The organism is Paenisporosarcina sp. P5_A11 (assembly GCF_056400705.1).
In genome coordinates this window covers 108,343-120,619 of sequence record NZ_JBFUKT010000002.1, presented here as the reverse complement: position 1 = coordinate 120,619, position 12,277 = coordinate 108,343, and the positions used below count along the sequence as shown (strand labels likewise).

General features: G+C 40.4%; 14 protein-coding genes. 5 read left to right on the top strand and 9 right to left on the bottom strand.

What is annotated here, in order from left to right:
* Positions 1–16: 16 nt before the first annotated feature.
* The 8 genes from AC1DOS_RS01530 to AC1DOS_RS01495 form a co-directional block, all read right to left on the bottom strand.
* Positions 17–844: an undecaprenyl-diphosphate phosphatase gene (locus AC1DOS_RS01530; RefSeq protein ID WP_477536139.1), complete on the bottom strand. Its 828-nt coding sequence runs from the start codon at positions 842–844 to the stop codon at positions 17–19.
* Positions 845–853: 9 nt separating this feature from the next.
* Positions 854–1,465, bottom strand: a complete 612-nt coding sequence (locus AC1DOS_RS01525) for a DedA family protein (RefSeq protein WP_477536138.1) — start codon at positions 1,463–1,465, stop codon at positions 854–856.
* 67 nt (positions 1,466–1,532) lie between these two features.
* The gene (locus AC1DOS_RS01520; RefSeq protein WP_477536137.1) at positions 1,533–2,624 is read right to left on the bottom strand and encodes a metallophosphoesterase; all 1,092 of its coding nucleotides are present in this window, start codon (positions 2,622–2,624) and stop codon (positions 1,533–1,535) included.
* Between the two features lie 4 nt (positions 2,625–2,628).
* Positions 2,629–3,909, bottom strand: coding sequence for a DUF4139 domain-containing protein (locus AC1DOS_RS01515; RefSeq protein WP_477536136.1), 1,281 nt, complete (start codon positions 3,907–3,909; stop codon positions 2,629–2,631).
* Positions 3,910–4,065: 156 nt separating this feature from the next.
* Positions 4,066–4,617, bottom strand: coding sequence for a nucleotidyltransferase family protein (locus AC1DOS_RS01510; protein WP_477536170.1), 552 nt, complete (start codon positions 4,615–4,617; stop codon positions 4,066–4,068).
* 45 nt (positions 4,618–4,662) lie between these two features.
* Positions 4,663–5,811: an acyl-CoA dehydrogenase family protein gene (locus AC1DOS_RS01505; RefSeq protein ID WP_477536135.1), complete on the bottom strand. Its 1,149-nt coding sequence runs from the start codon at positions 5,809–5,811 to the stop codon at positions 4,663–4,665.
* Positions 5,812–5,822: 11 nt separating this feature from the next.
* On the bottom strand, positions 5,823–6,593 hold the full coding sequence (locus AC1DOS_RS01500; RefSeq protein WP_477536134.1) for a 3-hydroxyacyl-CoA dehydrogenase: 771 nt from the start codon (positions 6,591–6,593) through the stop codon (positions 5,823–5,825).
* Positions 6,590–7,759: a thiolase family protein gene (locus AC1DOS_RS01495; protein WP_477536133.1), complete on the bottom strand. Its 1,170-nt coding sequence runs from the start codon at positions 7,757–7,759 to the stop codon at positions 6,590–6,592. Before AC1DOS_RS01495 ends, AC1DOS_RS01500 begins: the two co-directional genes overlap by 4 nt.
* 193 nt (positions 7,760–7,952) lie before the next feature.
* Here AC1DOS_RS01495 and AC1DOS_RS01490 point away from each other — a divergent pair, with 193 nt between their 5' ends.
* The 5 genes from AC1DOS_RS01490 (at position 7,953) to AC1DOS_RS01470 (ending at position 11,442) form a co-directional block, all read left to right on the top strand.
* The gene (locus tag AC1DOS_RS01490) at positions 7,953–8,309 is read left to right on the top strand and encodes a lmo0954 family membrane protein (protein ID WP_108584995.1); all 357 of its coding nucleotides are present in this window, start codon (positions 7,953–7,955) and stop codon (positions 8,307–8,309) included.
* 13 nt (positions 8,310–8,322) lie between these two features.
* A complete protein-coding gene (locus AC1DOS_RS01485) occupies positions 8,323–8,970 on the top strand; it encodes a PspA/IM30 family protein (protein ID WP_108584994.1) in 648 nt (215 codons plus the stop codon).
* 99 nt (positions 8,971–9,069) lie between these two features.
* Positions 9,070–9,774 (top strand): cell wall-active antibiotics response protein LiaF, encoded by a 705-nt coding sequence (gene liaF / locus AC1DOS_RS01480; protein WP_108584993.1) that lies wholly within the window; start codon positions 9,070–9,072, stop codon positions 9,772–9,774.
* Positions 9,771–10,829, top strand: a complete 1,059-nt coding sequence (locus AC1DOS_RS01475; RefSeq protein ID WP_477536132.1) for a sensor histidine kinase — start codon at positions 9,771–9,773, stop codon at positions 10,827–10,829. The genes liaF and AC1DOS_RS01475 overlap by 4 nt, the downstream gene beginning before the upstream one ends.
* Entirely contained in the window at positions 10,804–11,442 is a 639-nt protein-coding gene (locus tag AC1DOS_RS01470; protein ID WP_477536131.1) for a response regulator transcription factor, read from the top strand. Before AC1DOS_RS01475 ends, AC1DOS_RS01470 begins: the two co-directional genes overlap by 26 nt.
* Positions 11,443–11,524: 82 nt before the next feature.
* Here AC1DOS_RS01470 and AC1DOS_RS01465 read toward each other — a convergent pair whose 3' ends face one another.
* Positions 11,525–11,992 (bottom strand): DinB family protein, encoded by a 468-nt coding sequence (locus AC1DOS_RS01465; RefSeq protein ID WP_108584990.1) that lies wholly within the window; start codon positions 11,990–11,992, stop codon positions 11,525–11,527.
* Positions 11,993–12,277 lie beyond the last annotated feature (285 nt).

Below are 12,277 nucleotides of genomic sequence, written 5' to 3'. Positions count from 1 at the left end.
ACCGCCTTCGAATCACTTAGAAATAAATTATAACCGCTAGCACAGCAGCTAATACCAAACGATAAATCGCAAATGGCGTTAACTTCAAATGTTCAACTAACTTCAAGAAGAACTTAATAGAAATGAGTGCGAAAACAAAAGCACTTATGAAACCAACTACATAAAACGATAGATCATCAGGCCTAATGTCTCCCCAGTTCTTTAATAATGACAAGAAACTAGCTCCGAACATAATTGGCACGGCCATAATAAACGTAAAATCTGCAGCCGTACGATGACTCATGCCGAACAATACACCACCCGAAATGGTCGCCCCTGAACGAGAAAAACCTGGCCATAACGAGAAACATTGTACAAGCCCTACAGTGAAAGCTTGCTTATATGTAATTTGATCCAACGTTTGCGTTTTCGGTACTTTCGGTCCAAATTTATCGGCTGCAAGCATTAAGAAGGCTCCGATAACTAAGCCAATTAATACCGTTTTAACAGAGAATAAATTCTCATCGATAAAATCTTCAAACAATAAACCTAGCACACCCGCTGGAATTAAACCCACGATAACATGTGATAGTTTCAACTGGGATCCTGGCGTTACGTCTTTAATTTTATAAAGTCCAACAAGACTAAATAATCGCTTCCAAAAAACCACGATAACTGCAAGAATCGATCCAAGCTGAATAAAAATTTTAAACGAGTTGGCTGAAGATTTCCCAAGAAACTCAGAAGTTTTTAACCACATATCATCAACAATAATTAAATGCCCAGTAGAAGAAACAGGAGCGAACTCCGTCATCCCTTCCACAAACCCTAGTATTAACGCTTTCAGTAAATCAAATAGTTCCATAATATCTCCTTATGCTCTTTTTTTTCGGAATTGTAAATACCACCAAATCACGGCAAGTCCAGCAATGACAATCAATAAGTACACAATATTAGAATACACGTCCATAACGCCTACGATTGATTCCCAGTTATCGCCTACAGCCGCTCCAACTGTTACTAAAATCGTATTCCAAATAAGTGTTCCTAATGTTGTAAATAACAAAAATAATCCAAACTTCATATTCGCCATTCCGGCAGGAATCGAAATTAAGCTACGAATCAATGGAATCAAGCGGCAAAATAATACCGTCCAAATGCCATATTTATCAAACCAGCTATCTGCTTTGTAAATGTCTTTTCTCGTTAAACGTAAAACACGTCCATAACGATCCACGATTTTCTCCAAGCGTTTTACATCCAACATTCGACCGATTCCATAAAGAATCACAGCCCCTGCGACAGAACCTGCAGTCGAAATCAAAATAACACCCATTACGGTCATATCTGTTTTTGCCGTCATAGCTCCACCAAACGTCAAAATCACTTCTGACGGAATAGGTGGGAAAATATTTTCAAGCATAATAAGCAAGAATATACCTAAGTATCCGTACTGGCTCATTATATCGGTAATCCAGTTTTCCATGTCCAGCCTCCAACCAAAAAATTTTCTCTATGTTCTATCGTAACAATCTTACGCAACTTTTCCCAGTTTATTGCGTCGAAAACGTGACAGTAATCGACCAAAGCTCTGAACGAGAGCCTAATCGAAGCGGTGGCCCCCAAAATCCAAAACCCGATGACACAAAAGCGTGCATCAAACTCTTAAGTTTATACCCGTAATCAAGCTCGAATAAACGACGTGTAAACAAGTGATTTGGCCACATTTGGCCGCGGTGCGTATGCCCTGAAACATGCACATCTACACCTAGCTCGCTTGGTGTCTTTAAATCAAAAGGTGTATGATCCATTACGAACCAAGGTAGTTCACTCTTCTCTGGCTTCAAATTAGCCAAAGACTTTCGCTTGCCATTCGTGGCATCTTCCCTACCCGTTACATAGAACGCATTTTCAATGCAAATGGTTTCATCTAACAACATCTGAACGCCCGCTTCTCTCATTTCATCTACCAATAGCGGGATTTTCCGTCCATAATACTCATGATTGCCAACAACCCCATAAACGCCGTGAGTCGTTTTCAATTGCCTCATGACTGAAGACATCCCATCACTCACAAACCAAATCGGATCATCATCCACCAAATCCCCTGCAAGTAACACCACATCAGGCTTCTCTTTATTGGCCAAATTCACAAACCGTTGCAAATGCTTTTTGTTTGAAAGAAGGCCTAAGTGGAAATCAGAAGCTAGTACCAACTTTAAGTCGCGATGGGAACCAGAATCCTTGTTGATATGAATCGTTTTATGGCGAACAACTGGAGAAAACGCCATGTATGTTCCTGCTATAAAAATAAGTAAGAAGGCAATGGCCACCACATTTCCTACAATAAATATGGTTTGCTGAGATGGCCAAAGCAAATAAATAATTGAAGTTATTGGGAACAAAATCACACCGTACTGCATCACGATAAACCAATAAGATCCAATCATACTGAAATATTTCAATCCATGACTGAACTTTCCGATGATGTAACCAAATGCCAGTAGGAACCACAAAAAGCCAAACAATACTGGGTGAATAGGTAAGTTCCATGTTTGAAGCCACTGGTACGTGTTAAAGCCAAAATAATAAACAAGTAGTGTATAAATTGTAAGGATTAAAGTGCCTATGCTGATTCTTTTCATGTTTTTAATTCACCTTTACATCATGCTTTCGGTCATACCGAATGGTAAATGCCACTTTCACTTCAGATTTTGCTGGTACAGGGACAAAGATTTGTATATCGTCATCTTTCCGTTTCCAGGGGTGCGTTGATTCAACCACATCAAATATACCGTAACTTGTGCCGTGGTTGATAATCAGCTCAATCGGCTGATCTTTTTGATTGCGGATCAAGTATTCGACTTCCTCAAATTCATAGCCGTCTTTCTTGTATTCCGTAATGACTTCACTTTCCACCGTGATATCAAACGCTTCACCTGATTTAATGCGGACCAATTCACCCACTGCTGTATGTGGAATGAAATCTTCCCCGATAAATTCAGAAGACCCATCTTTCGGATTTTCTTTGTACAATTTGAATCTTCCTTTAGGAAGTGGGAAACCCAACCCGTTTGCCACATCGTTTCGGAAAGTAAAGTACACCGTTGGATGGTCGCTATAGGCATCCACTTCATAGACCGTATGGAATTTGATTTGATAGGCAGAAAAGAGTTGAACTTGTTTTTGCTGACGATTCTTCAGTGTCAGTTTTTCAGGCAGCGTATATAAATAATAATCGGCAAAAGCTTGTCGTTCGGGTGCCATTGAATTTTGCTCGTATAGCGTCGTTTTTTGCATGCGACTTGATGCACGATTTACTGTACCCGCCATTAATTTCACTTTCGCTTCTTGATACGGTATGCCTGAGTTGTTGGTTAACGAGACCCACCCAGTCAAATCGAAATCATTTTCTCTGACTTGTGCCACATAATCTGCATCCCAACTAAGTCCACGCGTTAAATACGTCACACGCGTGTCTTCAGCAGTCTGCTCCTTGACGCGCCACACTAGTGTGGGTTTAAACGTTACTTCTTCCGAGCCATCTGGCAATCGAATCTCACCTTCTGCGTCGAGAACGATTTCCTGTGTCTGCATGTCTGCGAGAACCAGCCCATTTTGCGCACTTAACAAAAGATAGGCTTTTTCTTCGCCCGTTTTCTTATTGACGAGCCTGATTTCATGTCCAACATACTTTTCTAGCAACTTTAATCGATCCGCCAGGTCGTATTCATAGGTAAGCTCCGTGACTTTTAAACCTTTCACCTGCACTGAATTCGTTTCAATCAGTTGTGGAACGTCTAAATAATAAACGACGTGATCGTCTGAAAGTGGAGGAATTGAGCGGATTTCTTGAACTAGAGCAAACCCATCATTGTATACTGTCAGCGCTAAGTCTTTCGTCAAGCTGGCAGGCATATTGATCGGCATAAAAGGCCCCTCCTCGTTGTTTTTGGAAAGTATATCATGATATGCTGTAAATCTCCTTGCAATACGTTGTCTTAAAGTGTCAGCAATTTATGACTCTTTGAAACTTTCTTTTGTTGTAACAGAAAAAATCAAAAGCGACAGAAAAACCTCTGTCGCTTACCCAACTGTTACTTTTGCCCATGTCGTTGACCACTTTTTTTGTTTGATCCTGTCATGATAAATTTGTGATTCTTCAAAAAAAGGAGTTGGACGAATTTTCATCGCGATTAAATCTTCAACTCCATAAGGGGCACATAACCGAAGTTTCCCTTTTTCATCCAAAGTGATTCCAATTGCAGTGGCGGTCTCTGGAAATTTTGACATTCCATCTATAGATGACGTATAGGGTGCTACCTGATTCAAAGTGTGCATCCTTGCTTGATTTTTAACGGACCAAGGGATTGTAGCGTCTACCTGATTTAATTTAATTTCGAATAATTTTTCATTTTGTTCGTCTAGATGATTCGAGTCAAAATAAATAACATCCACATCTGGTAGTATGGTTTTTCTGGAAAATTCATGCAACTCATCCCATACTTTTGCTCTGATAAAACCCGCACAAATCCACCAATCAGGTAAATCAAGTTTCGCCGTTTGTCGAATTACATCCATCATCCACTTATCTTTTGAAATAACTTCCACAATGTCTTGTTCAATCAATAAGTTCATCATGTTCCTCGCTTCTTCCTAAACCCTGGTATAAGTAATTCGCACTTATAACCCCATTTTCTTCGCGACGATCACCTTCATGATTTCATTGCTTCCTGCGTAGATTGACGCGACTGGAATATCGCGGTAACGTCGGGCAATTTTATATTCTTCCATATAACCGTAGCCACCGTGTAACTGCAGGCATTCTCCGGAAATTTTCTTCGCTGTCTCGGTTAACCAATATTTAGCCATTGATACTTTAGAGACAATTTCTTTTCCTGCTAAATGATCTTCAATTAACGATTCCAAGAACGAATGGCCAAGCTCGACTTCGGTGGTCATTTCCACTAGTTTGAATTGAGTGTTTTGAAACGATGCGATAGGTTTGCCAAATGCTTTGCGGGATTTCACATAATCCAGTGTCATTTCGACCATATCTCCAGAAGCTGTTTGAGCGGAAATTGCCACCATTAATCGCTCTTGCTGAAGTTTTTCCATCAAATACGTAAAACCCTTTCCTTCTTCACCAAGAAGATTTTTCACCGGCACTCTGCAATCTTCAAAGTACAATTCTGCCGTATCTTGAGCGTGCATCCCCAGTTTGTTCAGTTTGCGGCCACGTGTAAATCCTGGCATGCCTTCTTCAACGACCAATAGGCTAATGCCGCGATGCTTCGGTTCGATTTTTGTATCAGTTTTCACCACAACTAATATTAAATCTGCATTTATGCCATTAGTAATAAACGTTTTTGAACCATTAACAACATAATGATTTCCATCTTTTACAGCAGTAGTTTGAATCGCCGCTAAATCAGATCCAGCTCCTGGCTCTGTCATGGCAATGGCTGTAATATGGTCGCCAGTTACACACCCAGGTAACCAGCGTGATTTTTGTTCGTCCGTGCCATACGCTTCGAAGTAAGGAACTACTATATCATTGTGCAAGCCAACCCCAGTTAAGCTTGCTCCTACGCGTTCCAGTTCTTCGCCAATAATTACTGCGTAGCGGAAGTCAGTTTCTAGACCCCCGTAGGCTTCTTCAACTTGAGGACATAAATACCCCATTTCTCCAAGCTTTCTCCAAAAAGTTTTAGGAATCATGCGGTCTTCTTCCCACTGTTCATATTGTGGAACCGCTTCTTTTTCTAAGTACTTTCGAAGGGACTTGCGGAACATCACATGCTCATCTGTCTCAAAACGATACTTCCCCATCAAATTCCTCCTTATTTTGGTTGCATTCTTATAGCGCCGTCTAACCGAATCACTTCGCCATTTAGCATGGGATTGATGACAATGCTCTCTACTAATTGCGCATATTCACTTGGTTTGCCTAAGCGATTGGGGAAAGGTACAGATTTTGCAAGTGCCGTGCGTGCTGGTTCTGGCAGTCCTTCAAACAGAGGTGTTTCAATAAGTCCAGGGGCAATCGCCATTACACGAATGCCGTCTCTCGCAAATTCACGGGCAATTGGTAAAGTCATTCCGACGACACCACCTTTTGATGCACTGTATGCGACTTGACCAATTTGCCCTTCAAATGCTGCCACTGAAGCGGTATTAATAATGACCCCCCGCTCGCCCTCATCATTTGGTTCATTTTGTTGCATAGCTTGTGCGGCAACTCGTAGCACATTAAATGTACCGATCAAGTTCACTTGAATGACTTGTTCAAATCGTTCGAGTGCTAGTGGTCCTTTTTGGGACACTACTTTTCCTGGTGTAGCAATCCCTGCGCAACTCACTAACATGTTTATTTTGCCAAAATGCTCAACTACCTGAGCTACGTTTTGTTCAACTTGTTGTGCATTCGTAACATTTGTTTGGAAGTAAATAACTTGCTCGTGACCTAGTTCTTCAACCAATGCTTCCCCACGCTGATCATTCAAATCAAAAATAGCGACTTTTCCACCTTTTTCTACAAGGTGACGAGTTGTAGCTTCTCCGAGTCCTGATGCGCCACCCGTCACTATAGCGATTACTTCAGATGTTTTCATGCTAAATCCTCCGATTCTTCTAATCTCTCAATAATCGTCGCGTTTGCCATACCCATGCCTTCACAAATCGCAAGGAGTCCATAGCGGCCTTTTGTTCGTTCTAGTTCATGTAACAATGTGACAAGTAGTTTCGTGCCTGAAGCGCCTAGTGGATGCCCAAGAGCAATAGCTCCACCATTGCGATTTAATTTTGCTGGATCAGCGCCGATGTCCTTTAACCAGGCAAGTGGTACTGGAGCGAATGCTTCATTAACTTCATAAACGTCCATATCTTCTATTGTTAACTGCGCTTTCTCTAACACTTTCTGAGTCGCTGCAATTGGACCTGTTAGCATTAATGTTGGATCTGACCCAACAACGACACGTGTATGAATGCGGGCACGTGGTGTTAATCCTAATTGTTGTGCTTTTTCATGTGACATTAATAGAACGGCTGAGGCTCCGTCACTCATTTGACTAGCATTGCCGGCCGTAATTCTTCCATTAGCATCGAATACGGTCTTTAATCCATTAAGTGTTTCTAACGTCGTTCCTGCTCGTGGACCTTCATCAATTGAAAACAGCTCAGTCGTTCCATCCTCTTTTGTCACTTCAATTGGCACGATTTCTTTTTCAAAGCGTCCTTCCGCGATTGCTTGAAAGGCACGTTCATGACTTTGAACAGAGAATGCATCTAATTCTTCACGAGATAAATCCCACTTTTCTGCAATTCGTTCAGCTGATAATCCTTGATTGATGATTTCATATTTTTCTAGTAATTTCTTGCTAGGTTTAGCATCGCCCATATTTGACATCATCGGCACACGTGTCATACTTTCAACGCCACCTGCAATCACGATATCCATATCTCCACAAGCAATTGCTTGTGCGGCAAAATGAACCGCTTGCTGACTAGACCCACATTGACGATCAATTGTGGTGCCTGGCACTTTTGTTGGAAACCCAGCAATAAGTGCGGCTGTTCTTGCAATATTTCCACCTTGTTCACCGACTTGTGAGACACATCCTAAAATAATATCTTCTACATCGCCTTTTTTAATGCCTACACGATCAATTAATTTTTCTAATACGGTTGCCGCCAATTCATCTGGGCGCGTATATGTTAACTTTCCTTTTCTTCTTCCTACTGCAGAACGTATTCCTTCTATAATCACGACTTCTTTCATCGTTACACCTCATTTATCTAAATTGAATGAATATTCACTCACTCTTATTTTACAGAAGATTTCTTTAATTTTCTACCTTCATCTTAGAATTTTCTACGTCTTAGGTCTTAGTCAAAAATGCATTTCAAGACCGTTTGGCAATCTCAATCAAATTGGTACGATAAATGTACAAACTGAAAGGAGAAACAAACACATGAAAAAATTCGGATTAGTCTTCATTGGTGTCGTCGCAGGAATTGTAGCACTTGTAAATCTTGGCCCGTTACTTGGACTCGCTCTATCTGCATTACTTGTATTCGCAGGCATGCATTACTATTTAAAAGGAGGTTCCACTCTGTCAAAAGTATTTTGGGTAGCAGTCGGAATTACCGGATTACTAACTGCAGTTGCAAATGTACCGGGTTTCTTCGGAATTATTGCAATCGCCGGTTTATGGTATGTCGTTCGAAAGTGGAAACAACAATCATTTGTACCATCTAATCAAGCAACAGCTTTTTCTTCAGACCCTTTCACAAACTTTGAAAAACAATGGCAAGAGCTAAACAAATAAGGAGGAAACATACATGACAACATTATGGAAACGATTTAAGTATGCATTCGAAGCAGATTTACACAACGTATTTGATAAAAAGGAACAAAAAAATCCCATTGCCATGTTAAACCAATATATTCGAGAAGCTGAAAAGCAAACAGAGAAAACAGGTACATGGATCGAAAGACAATCTCAACTAAAGATGCAGCTAGAAAAAGAACTTCAAGAAGCGCAAGAAATGCTAGTTAAACGAACTTCCCAATTGGAACTTGCACGCCAAACAGATGAAAGTGAATTAATTGAGTTTGCACAAGCAGAGGTTTCAGCCTATACCAATCGGACGGATGTACTCCAAGCTAGTATCTCTCGTACAACTGATGAGTTATTTGGGCTTGAACAGAAATATGAAGAGATGAAACATAAAGTAAAAGATATGAAAGTACGTCAACTTCAATTAATGGGCAAAGAGAATGTTACTCGAGCTCATCACCAAATGGACCGTATGCTACAACCTGAATCATCGAATAATGCTGAAAAACGTTTAGTGGCTTTTGAAGAAATGGAACAATATATTGATCGTCTTGGTCAACGTATCGAAAAAGAGCATGATGTGTCTTCGATGGAACGTCGTTTAGAGCAATTAGAAAAAAAAGAACAATCAATTCCTGAAATTGTGTAAAATATAAGGAAAAGCTTTAAGCAATAGAGAAATACGGAGGAGGCACTTGTCTTCTCCATTTTCTCACTTGAAACCTGTTTCGAAAAAGGAGGAATAGCTATGCAACGAATACCAACGGATCGCATTACATTTTGGCTATTATCTGCCTTGCTACTCGTTTTTGTAGAGGTAATGTTTTTTCATAATGGAAATGTGTTATTCGTTCTTTTTGGTGTCGGGTTAATTTATTTCAGTTTGCGGAGAAAAAACCGTTTATTCTTCTGGATCGGTGTAGGATTTTTAGGTGTTGCCTTGATTTCTATGTGGAGTCTTCGTTTATTTATTGTTGCAACCATGGTCTATATCTTAGTGCGTCTTTGGAAAGGCGACGAAACACAACAGATCATTGAACCATTTCTTGGGGACGAAACCGAAACGCCTAACGCACTCATTCAAAATAAACTTTTTTCCGTCCAAAGCACTCCTCTCCAAGCATATGAATGGCAGGATATCCACGTACAGGGTTTCTATGGAAACATTACTATTGATGCCACTCAAACGGTTTTGCCAAAAGGAACTTCTCTTATATCCGTTAGACAAGGCATTGGGAAAATCCAAATTCACGTTCCGTATGAAATTCCAGTTCGCATTCATTACACAACACTCCTCGGTGATGCTCGACTCTTTGGTGCGAGTAAAAAACGTTTATGGAACCAATCGATTGTGCTAAAAGATGGCTATATCGAAGCACAAGGTAGCGCATCTTCCCAACTTATCATCGCTGTGTCTACCTGGCTTGGAGATGTTGAGGTGATTCGTAAATGAGCGGATTTATCGGGCGAAGTTTTATGTTATTTTCATTACTTGCCACTTTGATATTTTCATTATTGACCTTCCTCTTAGGATGGCCATCTTATGAGACATGGCTACCTTTATGGACATTTGAAGAAGCGAATTTGCCCATTGCCATTTGGTTAGCCATAGCACTACTTGGAATTAGTATGGGCGTTGCCATATCATCCACACAACTGGCTAAGAAAAAAGAACGTGCAATTGATGCCTATTTACAATCTGTTTTGACTGCCGACAAACAAAGTAACGATATGAGCGTTCCTGCGGTTTCCACTAAGTTAAAGAAATCACTTAGCGAAGTAACCATGTTAATAGCGACTCAAAAGAAGAGTTTGCTAAAAATGTCAGACGAACGAGCTGAAGGCGAAGATAAACGAATTCAAGAACGCATCATACAAGAGCGTCAACGATTGGCACGCGAACTTCATGACTCAGTATCTCAACAATTATTTGCCGCTTCCATGTTGTTATCAGCTATTACTGAACAACAAGAAAGTGATAATCAAGAAATACCAAAACCATTGGCACAAGCAGAAAAAATCGTTCAACAAGCACAACTTGAAATGCGTGCACTGTTGCTTCATTTACGTCCGGCTGCACTTCACAATAAGTCATTAACACAAGGTCTCGAAGAATTACTTTTCGAGTTGCAACAAAAAGTTCATTTCACTATTCGCTTTCGTTTAGAAGATGTTTCCCTTTCAAAAGGTGTTGAAGATCACTTATTCCGTATCGCACAAGAAACGTTATCTAATACGTTACGCCATGCCAATGCTAGTGAAGTTGATATTCTCTTTGTAGAACGTGACGGTCTTGCCATTTTCCGTGTTCAAGATAACGGGATTGGTTTTATGAAAGAAGAAGGAAATGCTGGTTCTTACGGGTTACACCACATACAAGAACGAGCGATTGAAATGGGTGGAACAAGTAAAATTGTTTCAGTTCCATCACAAGGTACCATTGTAGAAGTTAAAGTTCCGGTCGAGAAAGGGGTCGAAGTAGATGATACGAATCGTTCTAGTGGATGATCATGAAATGGTCAGAATCGGGGTCTCTGCTTATTTGCAATCACAAGCTGATATGGAAGTTATCGGCGAAGCAGTAAATGGCAAAGAAGCAGTTGATTTAGTACTATCACTTCGCCCTGATATTGTGTTGATGGATATGGTCATGCCCATTATGAATGGTGCTGAAGCCACAAAAGAGATTATTTCACAGTGGCCAGAAGCAAAAATCATGATTGTTACAAGCTTTTTAGATGATGACAAAGTGTATCCTGCTCTAGAAGCAGGTGCTGTCAGTTACGTTTTAAAAACATCTAATGCAAAACAACTTGCAAAGGCCGTTCGCGAAACATTAGATGGTCAGACCGTACTGGAACCAGAAGTAACAAATAAAATGATGAAACGTATGCGCCAAGGAATAGATCGTCCTCTTCACGATGAGTTAACCGATCGCGAACAAGAAATATTACTGTTAATGGCTAAAGGGTATAGTAATCAAAACATTGCCGATGAATTATTTATCGCTTTGAAGACCGTGAAAACTCATGTAAGTAATGTATTATCTAAACTTGACGTGCAGGATCGAACACAAGCAGTGGTCTACGCCTTTCAACAAGGGTTAGTGCCAAAAAGTTAAGACCCTTACTCTACTCGCAAATAGCATTTAAAAGAGGAGTGAAGTAGACATTAGTATATGTCGACTTCACTCCTCTTTTTTATTATTCTCCTGCCGTTGCTTTATTCAATGAATAAATAATTCCAGCATGTATTCCTTCGTGCCAATTCAAAAATTGAATTACCGCATCAATTGTTGCCATTTGATGAACCGGACCAAGCGACATAACTTCTTCGAGCGGTTGGTCAAGTTTTCCTGATAAAATCTCTTCCACTCGTTTTGGTTGTTCTGCCAATGCTGCCAAAAGTTCTTCATTTGTTGGTGGTTCAACATTCCAATCTTCTGGCTTAGTACCGCCTTTAAACAGAGGAATCCATTCGGGATGGACTGGCTCATAGGTAGGAATACTTTTTTTAACAAACGATTCTAATGATACAAATATATGACCAACATTCCAGCGAATTGTGTTATTGAACCCTTCAGGTTGAATATCCCATTGAGCATCTTTCACTGATTGTAAACGACCTTGTGTATAAACTCGTGCAAATTTCATTTGACCTAATGTTGCCATATTCATCCACCTCTTCATTTCAGAATAAAATAAGCTTAGCTGAATCCTTTCGAAAAAGAAACAGATAAATAAAAAAGTTCAGGGACTTTCCCCCTGAACTGAGCTCCGCTCACCCTTTAAAACAGATACTCGCCCACAGAAAAACCCGATTAGCGCTAGCGATCGGGGGTGTTCAGTTCTTGGAAGTTCTTGAATGGTGCTGCCGGTTGGACTGGCAGCCTTTTTTGTTGGATGGCTTTCTGGATAAAATCAGACGTGAAGCGTGTTTTTTCACACGTGAAGCCC

What these genes read in the sequence shown, in the direction of transcription:
- AC1DOS_RS01485 (WP_108584994.1), top strand. Translation starts at nt 8,323, where the DNA reads ATGACAACATTATGGAAACGATTTAAGTATGCATTCGAAGCAGATTTA.
- AC1DOS_RS01500 (WP_477536134.1), bottom strand. Translation starts at nt 6,593, where the DNA reads ATGAAAACATCTGAAGTAATCGCTATAGTGACGGGTGGCGCATCAGGA.
- AC1DOS_RS01495 (WP_477536133.1), bottom strand. Translation starts at nt 7,759, where the DNA reads ATGAAAGAAGTCGTGATTATAGAAGGAATACGTTCTGCAGTAGGAAGA.
- liaF (WP_108584993.1), top strand. Translation starts at nt 9,070, where the DNA reads ATGCAACGAATACCAACGGATCGCATTACATTTTGGCTATTATCTGCC.
- AC1DOS_RS01525 (WP_477536138.1), bottom strand. Translation starts at nt 1,465, where the DNA reads ATGGAAAACTGGATTACCGATATAATGAGCCAGTACGGATACTTAGGT.
- AC1DOS_RS01465 (WP_108584990.1), bottom strand. Translation starts at nt 11,992, where the DNA reads ATGGCAACATTAGGTCAAATGAAATTTGCACGAGTTTATACACAAGGT.
- AC1DOS_RS01515 (WP_477536136.1), bottom strand. Translation starts at nt 3,909, where the DNA reads ATGCCGATCAATATGCCTGCCAGCTTGACGAAAGACTTAGCGCTGACA.
- AC1DOS_RS01475 (WP_477536132.1), top strand. Translation starts at nt 9,771, where the DNA reads ATGAGCGGATTTATCGGGCGAAGTTTTATGTTATTTTCATTACTTGCC.
- AC1DOS_RS01510 (WP_477536170.1), bottom strand. Translation starts at nt 4,617, where the DNA reads ATGAACTTATTGATTGAACAAGACATTGTGGAAGTTATTTCAAAAGAT.
- AC1DOS_RS01530 (WP_477536139.1), bottom strand. Translation starts at nt 844, where the DNA reads ATGGAACTATTTGATTTACTGAAAGCGTTAATACTAGGGTTTGTGGAA.
- AC1DOS_RS01470 (WP_477536131.1), top strand. Translation starts at nt 10,804, where the DNA reads ATGATACGAATCGTTCTAGTGGATGATCATGAAATGGTCAGAATCGGG.
- AC1DOS_RS01490 (WP_108584995.1), top strand. Translation starts at nt 7,953, where the DNA reads ATGAAAAAATTCGGATTAGTCTTCATTGGTGTCGTCGCAGGAATTGTA.
- AC1DOS_RS01520 (WP_477536137.1), bottom strand. Translation starts at nt 2,624, where the DNA reads ATGAAAAGAATCAGCATAGGCACTTTAATCCTTACAATTTATACACTA.
- AC1DOS_RS01505 (WP_477536135.1), bottom strand. Translation starts at nt 5,811, where the DNA reads ATGGGGAAGTATCGTTTTGAGACAGATGAGCATGTGATGTTCCGCAAG.